The organism is Marivivens aquimaris (genome assembly GCF_015220045.1).
Classification (GTDB): domain Bacteria; phylum Pseudomonadota; class Alphaproteobacteria; order Rhodobacterales; family Rhodobacteraceae; genus Marivivens; species Marivivens aquimaris.
The window spans coordinates 1,362,892-1,382,105 of record NZ_JADBGB010000001.1 but is presented as its reverse complement, the minus strand read 5'-3'; the positions used below and the strand labels follow the sequence as shown (position 1 = coordinate 1,382,105).

Below are 19,214 nucleotides of genomic sequence, written 5' to 3'. Positions count from 1 at the left end.
AAATACTTTCCACGATATGTTCCGAATGTACCATGGACCTGACCGAAGAACTCCGCGCCTTTGTCGCCACTGCCCAGACCGGATCATTCACCGCTGCGGCGGACCATCTGGGCGTCTCGAACCGCCTGACGTCGAAATACGTGGCCGAACTGGAGGCCCGTTTAGGCGTGCGTCTGTTCCAGCGGACCACGCGGCGGGTGGGGCTGACCCCCGCGGGCGAAGACCTTCTGGCGCGCGCGCCTGCGCTGCTGGACGATCTGGACGAGTTGCTGGCAGAGGTGTCCTGCGGGTCGCGGGGGCTAACGGGGATGATCCGTGTCTCAGCCCCTGTCACTTTGGGCGAGATTTACATCTGCGGGATGCTGGGGCGCTTCGCAAAGGAACATCCCAAGTTGGAGATAGACCTGCGTCTGAGCGACATCTACGTCGATCTTGCCAGCGACGGCATCGACGTTGCCTTCCGCATGGGGCTGTCGGAACGTCTGTCGCTGAAGACCCGCAAGCTGGGGGCGTTCCAGCTAATGGCGGTGGCGAGCCCTGAATATCTAGCCGCGCACGGCACGCCGGAAACGCCTGCGGACCTCGAAAACCACACCTGCATCATCGACATGAACCGCCGCCAGCCGCGCCGCTGGACGTTCCGCAAGGATGGGGAGGAGTTCGCGGTAAATGTCTCGGGCCAGTTCCGCGTGAACTCCGCCGTGGCGTCCTGCGAGCTGGCCTGCGCGGGCCTCGGTATCGTCTACACACCGCGTTTCGCCATGTCGAAGGCGCTGGCGAAGGGCGATCTGGTGCCGGTGCTGCCGGACTTTGACACCGACGCAGGGCCGCTCAGCGCTGTGTACCTAGAGGGCAGGGCGCTTCCGCGCAAAATCCGCGCGCTGATCGATTTTGCCGCCGAGGATGTGAAAACCTCGGGCCTCCTCTAGCCCATTGCGTACTGCGGAATTTCCAGCTCGTCCGGCTCGATGAAATTGAGGAGCTGCCGTCCGTGCGCCATGCGGCGATAGGCGATGCGCCCGATCATCCGCTTTTTCTGCGGGACCACGGATAGCACCTCGATCGCGCAAAGCTCGCGAATGGCAAAGCCGATTTTGCGATCACCGTGACGCACCACGACGATGGCGGCGGTGCGAGGCAGGTCCTCCACCTCGCGCCCGATGATGTGGTCGAGGCGGTAGATTGGCAGCGTGTGCCCGCCATGGCTGATCGTGCCGATCATGACGTGCTCCTTGCCGAGCGGAAGGGTTTCGCGCCACGGCAGGATCTCGATCACGTTCTCGACGGCAATCGCGGCGAGCGCGTTGGGGTTGAAGACGAGGCAATTCACTTCGTTGCTGTCGATGGTTCGGGTGTCGGTCTCAAAGGTGCCAGCCGCATCCTGTTTGTGCGACAGGTTGCCGAGTTTGACGAACTCCTGATCGGCGTGGAGGCCGTTAAAGTCCAGCATGATGAAGTGGTCCTCATCCCCGCGCGACACCGATCCTGCCGCGAGCCCGTGGCGGACGTTCATGCCGGGCGGGATGGGGCCGATGTCCCTTTCGGATACGCGGATGATATCGATGACGCTGTCGACGCGCAGGGCGATGCGTTGATCGCCAAGACCTTTGACAATAACGGCCGAACTATTGACCACCGATTTCCGTTCGGTCGCGAGGCCGAGCAGCGTGAAAACATCCACCAGCGCCAGCCGGATACCGTGCGAGCGGATCATGCCGTAGCAGATACGGCTCTCTGCGCCGACTTCCTCGACATAAGAATCCGCCACGGTCCCTGTCGCATATTCGAGCGGCATACAGAACTGCACGCCGTCGGTTTTGAACAGCAGGTAGCGGTCGCTGAGGCTCCAGTCCCGCTGTTCGCTGGTGATGAGGCGCACGGCGGGGATGTTTTCGGCAAAGAGAGCCGCGACATCCAGCATCGGATAGATCGCCTCTCCATCGTGGATAAGCTGCCCCGTGACGGTCGCCGTGCGGTGGTTGGGCGCATGGCGCAGGGGTTCGATTGTGCAGGCGTCACCGTGAACAAGGCGCGCGGTGCCGCGTGCCCGCAGCCCGATCAGGTGGTTGTCGTGTTCGACAATGACCACGATGGCGTTGGTGTGCGACGGCTCGTCCGTCACGCCGAGGAAGACGGGCAGGTCGATAACGGGGATGATCTGCTTGCGCAGCATGAAGGCCCCGACGACGCCTTTCTCCCCGCTCGGCACAGGCTGGTAGCTGGCCGGCGCGTTCACGACCTCGCGCATGTTCAGAACCGAAATGCCCAGCAGCGTGGATCCGAGGTCCATGACCGCAAGCGTATCGTGCTGCGGCAGGTCGATCTTGCGCTCGCCGCTGGCCGTTTCGGCTGGTGCGGTGTCAGCCTCCTCGCTCATCAGCTTTCGACCGACCGAATTTTATAGTCCGCAGCGTTCACTTCGCTCATGGTCGAAACCTTGGACAGTTCCTCGATCAGATCGACGACCGATTTCGATACGGTGTCCTGTTCGCGGGCAAGGGTCGAGATTGAAGAGATGATATCGGCGGTGTTGTTCACAGCCTCGACGATATCCTCGAAGGCGGTGCGGGCGGTCTGCGATCGTTCGGTGCCAAGCGTCACGCGGGCAGAGCTTTCGCTGATGAGCTTTGTAATCTCCATCGCGGCGTTCGAACTGCGTTCGGCGAGCTTGCGCACTTCGTCCGCCACAACCGAGAAACCGACGCCGTATTCGCCAGCGCGTGCGGCCTCGATGGCGGCGTTGAAGGCTAGAAGGTTGGTCTGGTTGGCGATGTCGCCGATCACACGGACCATCTCGCCGACGGAGTTCGAGGACTTCGCCATCAGGTCGATCGCCTCGATCGCGTTGGACAGAGAGCTGTTGCCGTTGTCTGCGCTGCGCTTGGTGTCGTGCGAGTAGTGCAACGCCTTATCGGCGGAGGTGTTGATCGACATGATCGAGCCCGCAAGGCGCGCCACGGTGTTGGTCATCTCGTCGGTCTTGCCTCGGATCATGCACTCCAGTTCCACCTGCTCGGTGATGTCATGCGCGTATTTGATGACGCCGACGGTATTGCCCTGAGAGTCCTTGAGCGGTGAGTAGGTGGCGTGGATGAACACGTCCCGCCCGAATTTGCCAATGCGATGGAAACGGCCCGAAATGTACTTGGACGCGCGCAGATCGGTCCACAGACGGCGATACTGTTCGGAGCGCACATATTCCGGCAGGCAGAAGATCGCATGGTGCTGGCCGAGGACTTCGCGCAGCGAATAGCCCATCACTTGCAGGAAGTTGTCGTTGGCCGAGATGACATTGCCATCAAGATCGAACTCGACAACAGCCTGGCTGGCGTTGATCGCGTTAAAGCGGCTTTCGAACTCGGCGTTCTTGCGGCGGCGTTCGGTGATGTCGGTGGCAAGCTTGAGGATCTTTACAGGATTGCCGTCCGCGTCGAAGATCGGGTTGTAGGTCGCTTGGATGATGACCTCTTCGCCCGCTTTGTTAAGGCGGTAGTATTCGCCACGCGAATATTCACCGCGGCGCAGCTTGTTCCAGAACTCAATGTAGTCCGTCGACTCCGCCTGCTTGCGGTCGACGAAGATGCGGTGCTGCTTGCCGATGATTTCCTGCGGCATGTAGCCCATCAGTCGTAGGAAATTGTCGTTGGCATTGAGGATCGTGCCATCGAGATCGAACTCGATCATCGCTTGGGAACGGTTGATGCCTTCGACTTTGCCCGTCTGGTCGGCGCGCGCGATCATCGCTTCGGTGACGTCGTGTCCGACCTCGAAAATCTTCATCAGGCGGCCGTCGATGTCATAGACCGGCGAGAAGGTGGATTGCAGGTAGAAGTCCTTACCATCCGCGCCGAAGCGGCGATATTCACCGGCGACCGTCTTCCCGTCCAGAATCTGACGCCACAGGCGCGAGTAGGTGACCGAGCTGCCGCCCTCGCGGGTCCAGAGGTGCTGCGCTTCGAGGGTTTCCATCTCGTGGCGGGCATATCCCGACACGTCGAAGAATTTATCGTTCGCGGCCACAATCGCGCCCTCGGGCGAATATTCGATCGTGACCTGGCCCTGCTGCACGGTGTCGAGCAGGCGCAGCAGTTCGTTGATGCGCTTTTTCTCGGCGGTGATGTCCAGCGCCACCTTGATGACGCGGATGACCTTGCCGTCGGGGTCGACGATGGGGTTGTAGCTGGCCTGCATCCAGACGATGTCGCCGTTTTTGTTGATGCGCTTGAATTCACCGCTCTCGAAGACGCCGCGCGCAAGGTTGTCCCAGAACTGTTTGTAGGATGCCGTATCGCGCTCGCTTTTCGGCATGAACATGCGGTGATGTTCGCCGATGACCTCTTCCTGCTCGTAGCCCATCAGGTTCAGGAAGTTGTCGTTCGCCGTTTCCAGATGGCCCGACAGATCGAATTCCGCCACGGCCATGGCAGAGCTCATCGCGGCAAAGCGGCTGTTGTTGCGGGTCGCCTCAACCTTGGTGTCGGTGACGTCCATCGCGTATTTGACGATGCGGGCGATCTTGCCGTCGGGGCCGATGATCGGGTTGTAGTTGGCGCGAATCCAGACCGACGAGCCGCTGCGGGTGACGCGCTCGAACTCGCCGTCGTAGTAGTCGCCGTCGCGCAGGCTCTCCCACATCTCCTGATATTCTTTGGAGTTCGCGAATTTCGGCTTGCAGAACATGCGGTGGGGGCGGCCGACGACTTCGTCGAGTTGATAGCTGAACAGGTTGAGGAAATTCTCGTTCGCATCCAGCACATTGCCTTCGAGGTCGAATTCCACGGTGGCCTGGCTGCGTTTGACCGCTGCGACTCGGCCCATCATGTCGGTGTCGATCGGGACGAGGCTGCCGATCATCATCACGTGGTCAAGGTCGTTGCCCGAGCGGTTGAACACGATATCGAACGTCACTGCGCGCGCGTCGTTCTTGAGGTGCAGGTTCAGCTGCGTGTTCCGGCCCTTCGCCGCCGCCTGCTTGATCCGTGCGACGAGGTATTCGTGTTCACGCACATAGTCTGCCAGCTTTTTCCCGACCAGATCGTCGTCGCCATTGAACAGGTCTTTGACCGCGACCTCGTTCGCCGCGACGATCTGGCTGTCTTCGGTTCGCACCTGAAGCAGGATTTTGGATTCCATGAGAAGACGGGTCGCTGCCGCCTTCAGGTTGGCCGGAAATTCAACTGGCATCGTCGCGCATCCTTGTCAGTCGTTCCCGCGGTCATGGCTCGCAGGAGGTCAGGCCTCTTGAGGCTAGGCAGTTTGCGTGTTGCGGGGCCGATCAACTACGGCCGCCGTCCTCCTCGGGTAGAAAGGCTAACGGACGTAGGGGAAACTTATTTATAGCAGACAATGGACTAGCACCTGTCCAAAAGGGGAATGGTGCGCAACCAAAGGGAGCAAAAGGTGAGGAGAGGGCGCAAAACGACGCCTGAGGCTGCCAAACTTGCTTCTGATTTAGGAGAGTTGTTTGGCTCCGGCGGTAGGGATCGAACCTACGACCAATTGATTAACAGTCAACTGCTCTACCGCTGAGCTACGCCGGAATGCCGTTCGCGTCTATTTGTGAAACCCTGATGCGAGAGGGTTTGAGATGGCTCCGGCGGTAGGGATCGAACCTACGACCAATTGATTAACAGTCAACTGCTCTACCGCTGAGCTACGCCGGAACATCTGCGGCGGTGTATAGCCATGGTGTTCAGGGTCCGCAAGAGGGGAGTTGCAAGTTTTTTGAACCTTCCGTGAAGGGGCTTTCAGAGCCTGAAAAACTTGGCTGTCGGCGTCAGTTCGCCCTCGGGCGAAGCGCGGTTTTGCTTCGTGAGATCAACGAGATGCGCGATCACGTTGCGCTTGGCAGCAGGCCAGAGCGATTCCTGTACGTCCGCATAGATCCGGCGGGTCAGGGCGTCCGCATCGGCGGGGCCGTCCGTGAGGGCCTCCATGATCTGTGTCTCCCGTTCGAGGCGGTGCGCAATGAGCCAGCGGACGCGGTCGTGCGGCTCTGTCACGGGATCACCGTGACCGGGCAGGTAGAGCGTGCTGGGGATCGTCAGCATCTTGCGACAGGACGCCATGAAGTCGCTCAGATCACCGTCGGGCGGAGAGACCATCGAGGTCGCCCAGCCCATGATGTGATCGGCGGTGAACATAATGTCTCCGCGCTCAAGGCAGATGTGGTTACCCATATGACCGGGGGTGTGGTGAACCGTCATGCCTAAGATCGTATCTCCGTCCGCCACGATCACATCGGGATCGAAGTCATGATCCACTCCTTCGCCGCCCCGCACCAACCCGCGCGCGGCGAGGTCGGTCATCACGTCGGAACGGCCAGCCTCGGCGCGGCCAAAGGCGTAGACCTTGGCGCCGGCTTTTTCGGCCAGCGGGCGGGCAAGCGGCGAGTGGTCGAGGTGCGCGTGGGTGACGATGATGCCGTCCACGGGGCGGCCAGCGATCTCGGCCAGCAAGGCGTCCAGATGGGCGTTACTCAGCGGGCCGGGGTCGATGACCACGACGCTTTCGTTGCCCACCACATAACTGTTCGTCCCCGTGAAAGTCATGGGCGACGGGTTGTCTGCGCGGACCAGAACGATGTCGTCCGTGATTGCTTGCCGCATCGTTTCGCTTTCTTCTTTGCTGCGTGGCGGTTAGCCTCTGCGCATGAGCCTCAAACCGCTGAAATCCTATTTGCCGAAAAGCCTTTACGGGCGGGCCGCGCTCATCCTGCTCTTGCCGGTCATTTCCTTGCAGCTTCTGGTATCGGTGGTCTTTATTCAACGCCATTTTGAAGGCGTGACGGTTCTGATGACCAAAGCGGTCGAGCGGGAGCTGACACTGATCCTCGACAGCCCGCCCGCCAGCCAGAGCGCGCTGGCCGAGGCGCTGGAGATCGAGATCCGTACCGTGGACGAAGCGCCGACCGCGGACCGTCGCGGGGTCTTTGATTTTTCGGGGCGGGCGATGATTTCGACGCTGCGCGATCGTCTGGACGGTGTGCTGGCGGTGGACCTTTCGAACCGCCGCGAGGTGGTCGTCTGGATTGAGCGCGGGCCGATCTACAGGCTGGAATTCCAGCGGGTCAGGGTTTCCGCTTCGAACCCGCACCAGCTGATTGTCATCATGGTGGTCATGGGCACGGTGCTGACCATCGTCGCCTATATCTTCCTGCGCAATCAGCTGCGTCCGATCCGTAGGCTCGCGAATGCGGCGGCAGAGTACGGCAAGGGCCGGATGGTAACCTACAACCCCGGCGGTGCAAATGAGGTTCGCGCGGCAGGGACCGCCTTTATTGAAATGCGCAGCCGGATCGAGCGCCTGAACCAGAGCCGGACGATGATGCTCGCGGGGATCAGTCACGACCTGCGCACGCCGATCACCCGCCTGAGGCTCGGGCTGTCGTTGATCGACGAAGACGACGCCGCCCCGATGATCGAAGACGTGGCGGACATGGAAAAACTGGTCGCGGCGTTCCTTGATTACGGACGTGCTGACGCTGGCGAGGTGGCGGAGCCGACGTCACCCTTGACGCTTGTTACTCGCGCTGTGGAAGACGCGGTGAGGGCAGGGCAGAACGTGACGCTCATCGACACGGGCAATGTCAGCCCGTCGATGGTCATGCCCCTGCGCGAACTGGCGTTGCGACGCGCGGTCGAGAACCTGATCGGGAACGCGCTGCGCTACGGCGCGACAAAGGCCGAGGTGTCGATGGTGCTGACCGAGCGCACGCTCCGCATTACCGTCGAAGACAACGGTCCGGGCATTCCATTCGAGAGGCGCGAGGAAGCGATGCGGCCCTTCGTGCGGCTCGACCCCGCGCGCAACCAGAACCAAGGGACGGGCGTGGGCCTTGGCCTTGCGATCGTTGCGGATGTTGCGCGTCTGCACGGCGGGACCCTACGCCTGACCGACAGCGAACGGCTCGGCGGACTACAGGCAGATATCGTTATCGCGCGTTAAAGCGGTAGCGGATGTATTTCGACGCCAGCCACACGCACATCGCCCAAGCCGCACCCAGCGTCCAGCCTGCCAGAATGTCCGAAGGCCAGTGCACGCCGAGATACAGACGGCTGAGGCCGACGAGCAGGATCAGGACACTCGCAAGGACGAAATAGAACACTTTGAGCCGCCGCATCTGGGTCACGCTGGCCAGCATGACGGCGAGGGTCAGGTAGGTCACGCTGCTCATCAACGAATGGCCAGAGGGGAACGACGCGGTCGCGACCTCGACGGCGTGGGGCACCAGATCGGGGCGGGGGCGCGAAAAGCCCATCTTGAAGATCGTCGACAGGACCTGACCGCCGATCACCGACGCCAGCAGCAGAAACGCCGAGGCGCGGTTGCGCGACATCAACAGCCACGAGAACACAGCGACGGTTATGATCGTCAGGACGGTGACTCCCCCAAGCGCCGTCAAGTCGCGCATCGCAACCTCGATCTGCGGCCCGCCGATGGGATTCGACGGATCGTTCTGCTCGCGCAGCAGCATGAAGATGTATTCGTCCATGTCGCCCAGATCGCCCTCGACCATCTCGTCGGCGAGCTTGCCGAACAGAAGGAACCCGCCCGCCGCCAAGAAGGTGGCGATCAGGGTGACGGGTTCGAAACGGGTGATCTGGCGGGGTAGGCTGCGAAGGAAATCAATCATAACAATCATCTCTGGGGTTGCCCGAAGAGATGGAGCCTGACGCGCCGATGGCAAGGAAGAAGCCGTCAGGGAATTTTGCAGAGGTTTTTTCGAAAAAATATCGAAAAAATGGAAAAATAAATTTCGGGAAATAGTACGCAAATTCCGAAATATCGCTTGCTATATAATCGAAACCATGTCAGACGGACCGTGCTTACGTTACTTCTCTTCGAAATACTACTCCGGATTTTTCGGTTTTAGTTGATCGACTTGGATCGACTTTCGCCGAAGCTGCGCAATCACGCGGGCAGCTATTTTAATAGGAGACACGGATATGGCCACCGGCACCGTGAAATGGTTCAACGCAACCAAAGGTTTTGGCTTCATTCAACCCGACCAGGGCAGCAAGGACATCTTCCTGCACATTTCGGCAGTCGAGCGCGCTGGCATCAGCCGCATCGAAGAAGGCCAGAAGCTGAACTTCGAAATCCAGACCGGCCGTGACGGTCGCGAGTCCGCTTCGGACATCGAGCTCGCTTGAGTTCGAAACTGGAAGACCTGCTGGCCGGTGTACCGGCTCAGAACGGAAATAACGGCGAAGTTCCTTCGCCAACCTTTCCCGATCTGAAGGCATCAGCCAGCCGCCAGACCCAGCTTGATAAGACGACCGCCATCGTCAAACAGGTGCTTGATGACGAGCAGGTTGCTCGGGCTGAAGAGCGCCGTCGTTTGAAAGAGGCGCGCGAAAATCGGGATAAAGGTTAGTCTTCCGCCTGACCCGCACATCTGGTTGCGGCAAAGAATTTCGGACTGGCGCGTTGAGCTTCATCGATCTCGGTTGGATCGGTCGAGGTTCCGCTGATGCCGGACCGAAGGGGCCACGGCGGGCATCTGTCCGCCGCGGCACCCCTAAATAAAAAATATTCGACAATATTGAAATTCGGATTTCCGCGCTAAATATAAAAAGCAGCGGAAAACGAAAATGTTGTCTGCTTTGCAAATTGGCACGAATGCCATTTGCCACGAATTACACCCTCAATGTCTTTGAGCGAGCGACCACGGTCTAATGGGCCGTCGGGGTATATTGGCGCGCTTGGACAGAACGAATGGAAATAAAATGATCGAGATTAACTGGGGCCAACCCGTCCACCTTGTCCTGAATGATGCCGGCGAAACCGAGCGTTTCTGCACGATCGAAAAGGTCCGTTACTGGCTGAAACGCAAGTGGCCCGTCGCCGACGGTGCGCGCGTGGATGCGCTGCGTAACGTCGAGGACGCGATGGACTGCATCCGTCCTGTTGCCGATGCGCGCAACGCTTTCATCAACGCCGCGCGCTCGGCAGGGTATCAGCCGCAGGCTGCGGCTTAACCCACTAGTTCCTTTAGCACCTCTGCCGTGATCTCGAACGACCGCACCCGCGCGGCGTGGTCGTGGATCATGCCGGTGACGATCAATTCGTCGGGCTGGTAGGTCGAAACGATCTGCGAAAGCTGCGCTTTGACCGTCTCTGGTCCGCCGTTGGCGGACACGGCCAGCATACGGTTCACCTGCGCCATAACGTGCGGCGGCGTGACCTCTGCGATGTTTTCCACCGGACGGGGCAGCTTGCCACGCTTGCCGGTGATAATCCCGCTAAACGCCTGAATTTGCGACGACCGCAGATACTCCGCCTCGGCGTTGGTATCGGCAGCGCAGACGCTTGCGGCGACGATGGCGTAGGGTTTGTCCAGATGCTCTGACGGTTGGAAGTGGTGGCGGTAGACCTCCAGCGCTTCGCCCAGCATGTCGGGCGCGAAGTGCGACGCGAACGCGTAGGGCAGGCCGTAATATGCCGCGAGCTGCGCGCCATAGAGGCTCGATCCCAGAATATAGACCGGTACCTTGGTGCCCATTCCCGGAATGGCGCGAACGGGGGAGCCGTCAGGCATGTCCCCTAGGTAGGCCATCAATTCCTGCACATCCTGCGGGAAGGTGTCTTCGGGCGACATATTGCGGCGCAGCGCCCGCGCGGTGCCCTGATCGGTACCAGGAGCGCGGCCAAGGCCGAGATCGATGCGGTCGCCATACATCTCTGCCAGCGTGCCGAATTGCTCCGCGACCATCAGCGGCGAGTGGTTCGGCAGCATGATCCCGCCCGAGCCGATCCGCATAGTGTTCGTCACAGACGCCAGACGCCCGATCAGAACCGCCGTCGCGGAGCTGGCGATACCGATCATGTTGTGGTGCTCGGCCACCCAGAAACGGTGATAGCCTGCCTTTTCCGCAGTAACCGCAAGGTCGGCAGAGTTGGCGAGCGCCTGAGCGACGGAGGAGCCTTCGGGAACGGGTGCGAGATCGAGGAGCGAGAATTTCTGCATGGAAATGCCTTTTCGAGTGGAGGCGGCGGAAGTCCCAAACCGATGCGCGAGGACAATTCCCGCGCGGCCCGAGCGCCGCATGTTCCCACCTGTGGACCACGCTGCGGCATTTCAAGGAGACGCGTTAGTTGACGCGGGGCTAAGGCGTTCGTCGGGGTCACACAAGAGCAGGGGAAAATGGTAGGACCGCCAAGATCCGAACCTCAAAAACAAAGCATCACAAGCGTCCAAAGCATTGGCTGTTGGCGCTGCGGCGGGCCACATAGTTCGCCTGACGAAAAGGTCGCTCAGTCCGCCAACGCCAAGTCGATGGCGGCTTCGCAATGCAGCTTTGCGGTGTTGAACATGGGGAAATCAGGCATGTCCGGTGGGTCGATCAGCAGGAATATCTCGGTGCAGCAGAGGATCAGCCCCTCGGCGCCTCGGGAGAGCTGGCGCTGCGGCACACTGCGGTGCTCCGGCGCTGCACACAAACGGGTCAGAAACTCGCCCAAGGCCAGCTCGTCCGTGATGGCAAGGCGCAGGTCGCACACCGTTTAAGCGCGGCGGGAAACGCGGTGTCCGGCAAGGCGGTCTTCGAACTTTGCGCGCTCCAGTCCGGTCGCTGCTGCGATTTGATCCACACTCAGATAGACCGAGACATAGCGCCATCCCGGTCCATCTCCTGTCGCACCGCTGTGCAGAGTCTCGGGCCCCACGACCAACAGATCGCCGCGCTGGACATCAAAGGCGTGCCGGTCGCACCGCGCCCGCTTGAATCCACCCTCATAGGCCGCGATCACCACTTCGGAGTGGCGATGGGGCGTGTACTCGAACCGGTCTACGCGGCTTTCGAGCACATCAAAGCCGCCGAGGAACGGGGCGCGATTCAGTTGCATTCTGCGTTGGTCGTTTTCCTCATATCGCCGCGCAGTCTAAGCGATCCGCCCGCGATTGGCGATACACAGACCTAGGCCTCCGCCAGTCCCACCGCCTGAGCAATCAGGCCATCCGGCCAGTTCTTGCCGCGCCATGCGACGTGTTGGTCGGGGCGGATGAGGGCAAGGGGGGCCTCGTAGAGCGGCTCCAAGTGGGCGTCTTGCAGGGGGAGCACCTTGAGCGGGACGCCGCGTTCTTCGGCCTCGCGCACGGCGGCTTCTTCTGCGGCATCGCAGCCGTTCGCCATCACCAGCAGCGTCAGCCCTTCGCCGAAGTGGTCGTAGAGCGACGATCCATCCTCCAGCCAGCGGTGCGGCGCGATGGAGCCGGGGATGGCCAGCGGCACGTAGTCGACCGAGCGTTGCCACTGGTCCTGCGTACCGTCGTCCACGATGACAGGCGAATTGCGGTAGCAGTAGCCGAGTACGACGCCGCGGGCGTTGAACTCGGCGCGTTTGGTCTGCTCGATCAGTTTGGACAGGTCCGCGCGGGCAGCGGCACCTTCGGCGGTGTTGTCCTCGATGTTGGGACGGGCCAGCTGGTTGGCGAGCACGGTGTGGTTCGCCTCGGCGGCGTCCAGAACGATCTCGTGGGCCTGTCGGCGTTCGGTCTCGTAGCTGTCCAGCAAGGACGCGCCGCCCCAGCCCTGTAGCGTCGCTGCGATCTTCCACCCCAGATCGACGGAGTCGCTGACGCCGAGGTTCATCCCGAAACCGCCGAAGGGCGGGTGCAGGTGGCAGGCGTCGCCGACCAGAAACGCGCGGCCTTGCGAGTAGCGGTTGGCGAGGAAGCGGCTGGCGACCCATTCGTCGGAACTCAGCACTTCGATCTCGGTGTCGATGCCGGTCGCGCGGCGGATCGTGTCGGCTGCGTCTTCGGGCGACAGGTTCATGTCCGCGCCAACGCCGGTCGGCATGAAGAACCATAGATCGCCCTGATCCATCGGGCCGATCAGGCTGGGCATGTCGTCGTTGATCTGCCAGTACATCACACCCGGCCCGTGCCGGTGGCGCTTGGCCAGTTCGGGCGCGCGGAAAATCACGTTGTAATTGCGGGACAGCCCGTAGGTGCCCACCATTTCCGCCCCGATGGCATCCCGCACGGCACTGCGCGCGCCGTCGGCACCGACAAGATAGGCGGCATCCACAGTCTCGGTCCCGTCCGCGTGGGAGATCGTGACGTGCACGCCACCCTCATCCTGAGTGAAGCCGTCGAAGGTGCAGCCATTGCGGATGGTGACGCTGGCGAGGCTGCGGACCTCGTCCAGCAGCACCTCTTCAAGCTTGTATTGCGGCACCCACTGGCCGTGCTCGGAGTAGCCTTCGTTCCGCACGGGGCTGCAATCGAGAGCATATTCAAACCGTTTCAGCAGATGCCCGCCGAGGCGCGTGACGAACAGCACGTGCGACGGGTAATCCACGCCAAACGGCGAGGCCGCAGCGAGCTTGTCCGCAATCCCCCAACGGCGCATGTGTTCGCGGGTTCTGCAATGGGTGGTCTTGGCCCGCGGAGCCCATCCCCGGCGGTCGTCTCGTTCGACGATCATGCATTTGATGCCGCGCTGACCCAGCTCGATTGCAAGCGCAAACGGTAGCTCCTGTGAAGCTGCACCGCAGCGCTGGCCGGCTTGGCAAAGGGCAGCACCGCGCCGCGAGTGGCTAATGTTGTCTCCACACCCCACATCTATAGCCGGCTGGCGGAATGCTAGGTGACCGGAAAGTTGGGTTTAGGATTATTTTGGTACCCGTCTTGCTCTCGAAATTCAGATTGTTGGGGATATAGCTCAGCGTTCTCGCAGAGGGTGATCTGTCAGCTAGGGCAGGGGACGAGCTCTAAAGGCCTTCCCGTACCTCGACACATAACTACCCAGTTTAATGGGCGTCACTCCCTTTAAATTCATCGGCTTTCACAGCCCCGCGCATGCCGCGCGGCATGTCCTTGCCGATGGTCGTATCGTGCGTCGTTTGTGCTTCCAGCTCGGCATTAATCTCGGCTCCCAGCAATATCACGTAGGCGGATATCCAGAGCCAGAACAACAGGATGATCACCCCTGCCAAGGAGCCGAAGGTTTCCTGATAGGAACCGAAGTTCTCGGCGTAGAGAGAGAAAGCGATCGACCCCATAAGCCAGAGGAGGCAGGCAACGATGGCTCCGGGGGCGAGCCATGTCCATTCCGCAGACTTGCGGGACGGACCAAACCGGTAGATGAGCGCAATGCCTACGACGACCGAGAAGAGCAGAACGCCCCAACGAGCCCACGACACAATGGCTTCAAACACCGGACCAAGTTCTACGATCGCAAGAATGCCGGGCAAAACGAGTAGCGCGCCGATTGCGGACAGCAATCCGACAATGAGGAGCAGGGTCAGCGCCAGCGTCGTCAGCTTGAGGCGGATAAAGCCGCGCTTTTCTGTTTCGCCGTAAGCTACGTTGAGCCCTTCGATCAGATGACCGACGCCAGCCGAGGCAGAGTAGAGCGAAAGCAGGATGCCCAGAGCGGCCGCAAGTCCGAGGCCTCCGGTCTGCGATCCAGCAACAGATTTTGCCTGCTCTATCAGGATTTCGGCAGCACGCTGCGGCAACACTGCGGTCACTTTTTGAATTTGTGCGGTGACGTCGGCGGGAGTGATGAAAAGCCCGGCGAGCGCCATGAGCGCCGTGATTGCAGGAAAGATGGCCATCAGCGCATAAAACGCGACACCTGCCGAAACCAAGCTGATCCGGTCTGCGGCCAACTCGTCCTTGACGCGTAACATGATGGCTTTCCAGCCAGTCAGGCCGATCTGGCGTGGACGGGCGGCGTAGGATCCGTCGTTTGACATGACAGCAAATTTCCTTGGAATGTCTTAAATTTCGCGCCGGAGCCATGGGGCGCCGGCGCGAATTCGTGGTTAGTTGATCAGCCCTGCTTGGGCGTTTCGGACGTCACGTCCGGTCGACCGAGGTTCTGCGCGTCCGCTTCGTCGCGAACCCGATCCTCGATACGCTTGCCAGCAGATTTTGCCGCATCGGCAAGGGCGTGCTCGGCAGGCTTATCACCGGGCGTGCGTTCATCGGCTTCCGCACGCGCCTCGCGAGCGATGCTTTCGCCCTCGTCGAGTGCGGCACTGGCCACGGCAGAAAGCTTGTCGCGTTCTTCACGGAAGATCGCTTCTGCTTCGGACATCAAAGCATCGCTGTATTCGCCCATGAAGTCGTCCTCTGCTTTGGTGCGCGAAGCCGCTCCGCCAAGCGCGGCACCGACCGCGACGGCAAGAGCGCCAGCGACAAGAGGATGGTCACCAAAGAAGTCGGCAGCGCTTGCGGCGGTCTGCTTCACTTTCTGGCCCCCGCGTTCTCGGGCGATAAGTGCGCGCTCACGTGCGTCGATCACACGGCGACGGGCGCTCTCCGACATATGCTCTGTGCCAGCGGCGATGCGGGCGTAACCGTCCTGCAGGACCGACTGGGCCTGCGACGACTTCGCCGAAACGGAGTCGCGTACGGACTGTCCGGCCTCACCAATCTTGGTGCGGGCATCCCCTGCGGTGGCAGCGGCGCTATGACGCCCGTCGGATAAAGCAGACTTCAGGCGGGCCTGCGCACGTTCCACGCGTACTTCGAAGCTTTCCGACTCGTCGCCATCATCACCATGCAGATCGTCATAATAGCTGGGGCGATAAGTGGTGCCGTAGCCCGGTTTGCGGGCAGCCCAATCCGGACCGGTTGCGGTATTTGCAGCGGAGTCCGCAGCACTGTCCTTGCGGATATGTCGGCTCAGCGGGTCGCCGGCCAGGCCTTTTTCCTCGTTATCGTAGGAGCGACCGAACATCATCCATGCAAGGCCGGCAGCCGTGAGCGTCAAGCCGATTGGGTTTTGCTTGGCCGACTTCGAAAAGGCCTTGCCCATCTCGCTGCCGTGAGTCTGCAGGTGGCGGCCCACTTGGGCCACGATCTCGTCGGTCGAAAAGCGGCTCTGAAGCTCGGATACGGACGAGGTCAGACCCGCGCGTTCGCGTTCAATCTCGCGTTCGATTTCTGCTGCTGATTTGCGATTAGCCATTGGTCGTCTCCGTGATTGCATGCACGTCACGACGGACGTTTTCAGTGGTGCGGGTCGGGGCGAGGCTGCTTGCCTTGAGCTTGCTCATCCCGCCTTTGATCATGATCAGCGCCGCAACGATGGCGACACCGCCGACGATCACGGCCGACCAGAAAGGATGCAGGCCTGCCGCAGAAAGTGCGGCCACAAGCGCAGCAGCGATGACGTTGAGACCAACGAGAGTCAAAACGACGCCGCCGACGATCACGCCGACCGCCGTGGCGGCCCCGTTCAGGTTCTCGCCGATTTCAGCGCGGGCGAGCTGCATTTCCTTGCGCACAAGCGTGGTGACATGCGTGATGATATTGCTGACCAGGTTAGTGGTTCCGGTTGTATTGTCCGTTTGCATCAGATGTTCTCCGGTTCCTGGCGGTGGTAGGCGGGGGTGGCGGGGCTTGCAGCAGCGGGTGCCGATGCCGGTTGCGGTGCCGTGTTCGTGCTGGCGTTGTTTGCACCGGCTTTGGCGAAGCGCGTTGCGGCGAATCCGAGAAGTGCTGCACCGCCGAGGTAGGCCATCGGGTTGCGACGGGCGAAGTCAGACAAGCCGCCTGCCATTTCACCCAGATCCTTGTCGCGGATCGAGTCCGAGGCATCTGCCAGGGTCGAAGCAATCTGGGACATAGTCCGCTCTTGCGGGGAACCGCTGCGCATCTCTTCGGCAGCCTTGCGAAGTGCGTTCGAGACGTCCGATACTTCGTCCGCCATATGGCCGCGCTGCTCTTCCTCGAAGCCGCTGGCTCGCTGTTTGATTTCGTCCGCAGTATTTCGGGCCTTGGTCCGAAGATCATCGCGCATTTCACGCGCAGCGCTCTCAGCGGGAGAGGTGTTCGGGGTGTCAGGAGAGGTATTCGGGGTATATTGGGAAGGATCAGTCATCCTTACCTCCTTGAATAAAGTTGAGCGGCGGTGGACACCGTGTTGGTTGAACAACACACGCTGCTCCGGCTAAGTTCCTTTTTTGCTCTTTATTATTTGACCGCGGCGTGGGAACTCTTTCGACCAGTACCTGCTGAGGGGGACAATCCTTCGTGCCGGAAACCTCTGCCAAGACCTGCGCCGCCACTGATGCAACCGCAGAGAAATAGGGCGTTGACCGCAGTCCCGACCTTCAACTTCTGGAAATGCCGTGTGATGGCTGAATAGCCGGTCCAGTGAAGCTGCACCGCAGCGGTCGGCCAGAGACCGAACGGCAGCAAAGGGCAGATACCAAACGCGCAGCTATATCGAAGCCAGCAACCGCCGCCACAAAGTTTTCGGGGATAGGATCGCGGCACGAGTTCCTAATTGCCAGACCGCCGAAATCCCTGATTTGGTTGGTAGGCCCACCAGGATTCGAACCTGGAACCAAAGCGTTATGAGCGCTCTGCTCTAACCGTTGAGCTATAGGCCCCCGCGGAGCAGATACCCCTAGTGCGAGAGCATGGTCAAGAACCTGCCGAACGGTTCATGCGCGGAGCGTCGTAATTGTGCGATGTTACATTGCCCTAAGGTGAATATTGGGCTATCGGAGCGCCAATTCATTCAAGGGGACAGCGATGACTGGCAAGAATGGCCTCACTTACGCAGATGCAGGCGTGGATATCGATGCAGGTAACACTCTCGTAGAACGTATCAAACCGGCGGCGAAACGCACCGCTCGTTCGGGTGTGATGGCCGGTCTTGGCGGCTTCGGCGCGCTGTTCGACCTCAAGGGCGCGGGCTACACCGATCCGATCCTCGTGGCTGCCACCGACGGCGTGGGCACCAAGCTGCGTATCGCCATCGACACCGGCAACGTTGACACCGTGGGTATCGACCTTGTTGCGATGTGCGTGAACGACCTCGTGTGTCAGGGCGCAGAGCCGCTGTTCTTCCTCGACTACTTTGCCACCGGCAAGCTGGACGTCGATAGCGCGGCCCGCATCATCAACGGTATCGCCAAGGGCTGTGAAGACAGCGGTTGCGCACTGATCGGCGGCGAGACCGCCGAAATGCCGGGTATGTACGAAGCAGGCGATTTCGACCTCGCAGGTTTCGCAGTCGGCGCGATGGAACGCGGCACCGACCTTCCGGCTGGCGTCAAGGCTGGCGACGTTCTTCTGGGCCTCGGCTCGAACGGCGTTCACTCGAACGGTTATTCGTTCGTGCGCAAGGTTGTCGAAATGTCGGGCCTCGCTTGGGACGACAAGGCTCCGTTTGCGGACGAAACTCTGGGCGAAGCGCTGCTGGCGCCGACCCGCCTTTATGTCAAGCAGGCGCTGGCTGCTGTCCGCGCTGGCGGCGTTCACGCGCTGGCCCACATCACCGGCGGCGGTCTGACCGAGAACCTGCCGCGCGTTCTGCCCGAGGGCCTCGGCGCGCAAATCGACCTGTCGAGCTGGGAACTTCCGGCTGTGTTCCGTTGGCTGGCCGAAACCGCCAACATGGAAGAGGCGGAACTGCTCAAGACCTTCAACTCCGGCATCGGCATGATCGTTGTCGCGGACGCCGAGCAGGCCGACGATCTGGAAGCGCTGCTTCTGGCCGCTGGCGAGAGCGTGTCGCGCATGGGCACCGTCGTCGAAGGCGAGGGCGTTTCCTACACGGGCAACCTTCTGTGACCAAACGTGTCGCGATCCTGATTTCGGGCGGGGGCTCCAACATGGTGTCCCTCGTTCAGGATATGCAATCGGGTGACCACCCCTGCGAGCCCGTGCTCGTGGTGTCGAACGTGCCGGACGCTGGCGGCCTCGCCAAAGCCGAAGGCATGGGCGTTGCGACTGCTGTCGTGGACCACAAACCCTTCGGCAAGGATCGCGCCGCGTTCGAAGCTGAACTGACCCGCGTTCTGGAAGAAGCCAAGCCGGACATCATCTGCTGCGCCGGTTTCATGCGTATCCTCACCGAAGGCTTCACCAGCCGTTGGGGCGGGATGATGCTGAACATCCACCCGTCGCTGCTGCCCAAGTACAAGGGCCTGCACACCCATCAGCGCGCCATCGAGGCGGGCGATGCGGAGCACGGTTGTTCGGTGCACGAAGTGACGGCTGAACTCGACGGCGGGCCGATCCTCGGTCAGGCGATCGTGCCTGTGCTGGACAGTGATACATCGGACGTTCTCGCGGCCCGCGTTCTGCCGATGGAGCACAAGCTTTATCCGGCGGTTCTGCGCAATTACGCGGCAGGCGACCGTTCGATGATCGTGCTGCGCTAGGCGCATCTGCAACACAAATCAGAGCAGCCGCGCGCTGCTCTTTTCAACGCTTCGCCTTTGACTTATGACAG

General features: G+C 61.0%; 19 protein-coding genes and 3 tRNA genes. 7 read left to right on the top strand and 15 right to left on the bottom strand.

The features are described from left to right. Window positions 1-32 precede the first annotated feature (32 nt). Window positions 33-929, top strand: coding sequence for a LysR family transcriptional regulator (locus IF204_RS06890; protein ID WP_194095711.1), 897 nt, complete (start codon window positions 33-35; stop codon window positions 927-929). On the opposite strand, the gene IF204_RS06885 is transcribed toward IF204_RS06890, so the two are convergent. The 5 genes from IF204_RS06885 to IF204_RS06865 form a co-directional block, all read right to left on the bottom strand. After that, window positions 926-2,377: a chemotaxis protein CheW gene (locus tag IF204_RS06885; RefSeq protein WP_194095709.1), complete on the bottom strand. Its 1,452-nt coding sequence runs from the start codon at window positions 2,375-2,377 to the stop codon at window positions 926-928. The genes IF204_RS06890 and IF204_RS06885 overlap by 4 nt on opposite strands. Next, window positions 2,377-5,184: a methyl-accepting chemotaxis protein gene (locus IF204_RS06880; protein WP_194095707.1), complete on the bottom strand. Its 2,808-nt coding sequence runs from the start codon at window positions 5,182-5,184 to the stop codon at window positions 2,377-2,379. Before IF204_RS06880 ends, IF204_RS06885 begins: the two co-directional genes overlap by 1 nt. Window positions 5,185-5,465: 281 nt before the next feature. After that, window positions 5,466-5,540: transfer RNA gene (locus tag IF204_RS06875), tRNA-Asn, on the bottom strand. 48 nt (window positions 5,541-5,588) lie between these two features. After that, window positions 5,589-5,663: transfer RNA gene (locus IF204_RS06870), tRNA-Asn, on the bottom strand. 84 nt (window positions 5,664-5,747) lie between these two features. Beyond that, window positions 5,748-6,608 (bottom strand): MBL fold metallo-hydrolase, encoded by an 861-nt coding sequence (locus tag IF204_RS06865; RefSeq protein WP_194095705.1) that lies wholly within the window; start codon window positions 6,606-6,608, stop codon window positions 5,748-5,750. A 43-nt stretch (window positions 6,609-6,651) separates the two neighbouring features. Here IF204_RS06865 and IF204_RS06860 point away from each other — a divergent pair, with 43 nt between their 5' ends. Beyond that, window positions 6,652-7,947: an ATP-binding protein gene (locus IF204_RS06860; protein ID WP_194095704.1), complete on the top strand. Its 1,296-nt coding sequence runs from the start codon at window positions 6,652-6,654 to the stop codon at window positions 7,945-7,947. Here IF204_RS06860 and IF204_RS06855 read toward each other — a convergent pair. Then, window positions 7,934-8,635: a phosphatase PAP2 family protein gene (locus IF204_RS06855; protein ID WP_194095702.1), complete on the bottom strand. Its 702-nt coding sequence runs from the start codon at window positions 8,633-8,635 to the stop codon at window positions 7,934-7,936. The genes IF204_RS06860 and IF204_RS06855 overlap by 14 nt on opposite strands. Before the next feature lie 313 nt (window positions 8,636-8,948). On the opposite strand from IF204_RS06855, the gene IF204_RS06850 reads away from it, so the two are divergent. From IF204_RS06850 to IF204_RS06840, 3 genes are all read left to right on the top strand, one after another. Continuing rightward, window positions 8,949-9,155, top strand: a complete 207-nt coding sequence (locus IF204_RS06850) for a cold-shock protein (RefSeq protein ID WP_167638161.1) — start codon at window positions 8,949-8,951, stop codon at window positions 9,153-9,155. After that, window positions 9,152-9,379, top strand: a complete 228-nt coding sequence (locus IF204_RS06845) for a hypothetical protein (protein WP_194095701.1) — start codon at window positions 9,152-9,154, stop codon at window positions 9,377-9,379. Before IF204_RS06850 ends, IF204_RS06845 begins: the two co-directional genes overlap by 4 nt. Before the next feature lie 352 nt (window positions 9,380-9,731). Next, window positions 9,732-9,983: a DUF982 domain-containing protein gene (locus IF204_RS06840; protein ID WP_194095699.1), complete on the top strand. Its 252-nt coding sequence runs from the start codon at window positions 9,732-9,734 to the stop codon at window positions 9,981-9,983. On the opposite strand, the gene IF204_RS06835 is transcribed toward IF204_RS06840, so the two are convergent. The 9 genes from IF204_RS06835 to IF204_RS06795 form a co-directional block, all read right to left on the bottom strand. Beyond that, entirely contained in the window at window positions 9,980-10,972 is a 993-nt protein-coding gene (locus IF204_RS06835; protein ID WP_194095697.1) for an LLM class flavin-dependent oxidoreductase, read from the bottom strand. The two genes, IF204_RS06840 and IF204_RS06835, sit on opposite strands and share 4 nt — an antisense overlap. A 287-nt stretch (window positions 10,973-11,259) precedes the next feature. Continuing rightward, window positions 11,260-11,466 (bottom strand): hypothetical protein, encoded by a 207-nt coding sequence (locus IF204_RS06830; RefSeq protein ID WP_228069097.1) that lies wholly within the window; start codon window positions 11,464-11,466, stop codon window positions 11,260-11,262. 42 nt (window positions 11,467-11,508) lie between these two features. Continuing rightward, the gene (locus tag IF204_RS06825) at window positions 11,509-11,850 is read right to left on the bottom strand and encodes an AraC family ligand binding domain-containing protein (protein ID WP_228069095.1); all 342 of its coding nucleotides are present in this window, start codon (window positions 11,848-11,850) and stop codon (window positions 11,509-11,511) included. 71 nt (window positions 11,851-11,921) lie between these two features. Next, complete coding sequence (locus IF204_RS06820) at window positions 11,922-13,571, bottom strand: FAD-dependent monooxygenase (RefSeq protein WP_322743266.1); 1,650 nt, start codon at window positions 13,569-13,571, stop codon at window positions 11,922-11,924. A gap of 190 nt (window positions 13,572-13,761) precedes the next feature. After that, window positions 13,762-14,646: a YihY/virulence factor BrkB family protein gene (locus IF204_RS06815; RefSeq protein WP_228069094.1), complete on the bottom strand. Its 885-nt coding sequence runs from the start codon at window positions 14,644-14,646 to the stop codon at window positions 13,762-13,764. Window positions 14,647-14,789: 143 nt separating this feature from the next. Next, window positions 14,790-15,932: a DUF3618 domain-containing protein gene (locus tag IF204_RS06810; RefSeq protein ID WP_194095692.1), complete on the bottom strand. Its 1,143-nt coding sequence runs from the start codon at window positions 15,930-15,932 to the stop codon at window positions 14,790-14,792. Then, on the bottom strand, window positions 15,925-16,320 hold the full coding sequence (locus tag IF204_RS06805; RefSeq protein ID WP_194095690.1) for a phage holin family protein: 396 nt from the start codon (window positions 16,318-16,320) through the stop codon (window positions 15,925-15,927). The genes IF204_RS06810 and IF204_RS06805 overlap by 8 nt, the downstream gene beginning before the upstream one ends. After that, entirely contained in the window at window positions 16,320-16,847 is a 528-nt protein-coding gene (locus IF204_RS06800) for a hypothetical protein (protein ID WP_194095688.1), read from the bottom strand. Before IF204_RS06800 ends, IF204_RS06805 begins: the two co-directional genes overlap by 1 nt. Window positions 16,848-17,285: 438 nt before the next feature. Then, window positions 17,286-17,361, bottom strand: a tRNA-Ile gene (locus IF204_RS06795). A 145-nt stretch (window positions 17,362-17,506) separates the two neighbouring features. On the opposite strand from IF204_RS06795, the gene purM reads away from it, so the two are divergent. Beyond that, a complete protein-coding gene (gene purM / locus IF204_RS06790) occupies window positions 17,507-18,550 on the top strand; it encodes a phosphoribosylformylglycinamidine cyclo-ligase (RefSeq protein ID WP_194095686.1) in 1,044 nt (347 codons plus the stop codon). Beyond that, entirely contained in the window at window positions 18,547-19,143 is a 597-nt protein-coding gene (purN, locus tag IF204_RS06785) for a phosphoribosylglycinamide formyltransferase (protein ID WP_194095684.1), read from the top strand. The genes purM and purN overlap by 4 nt, the downstream gene beginning before the upstream one ends. Window positions 19,144-19,214 lie beyond the last annotated feature (71 nt).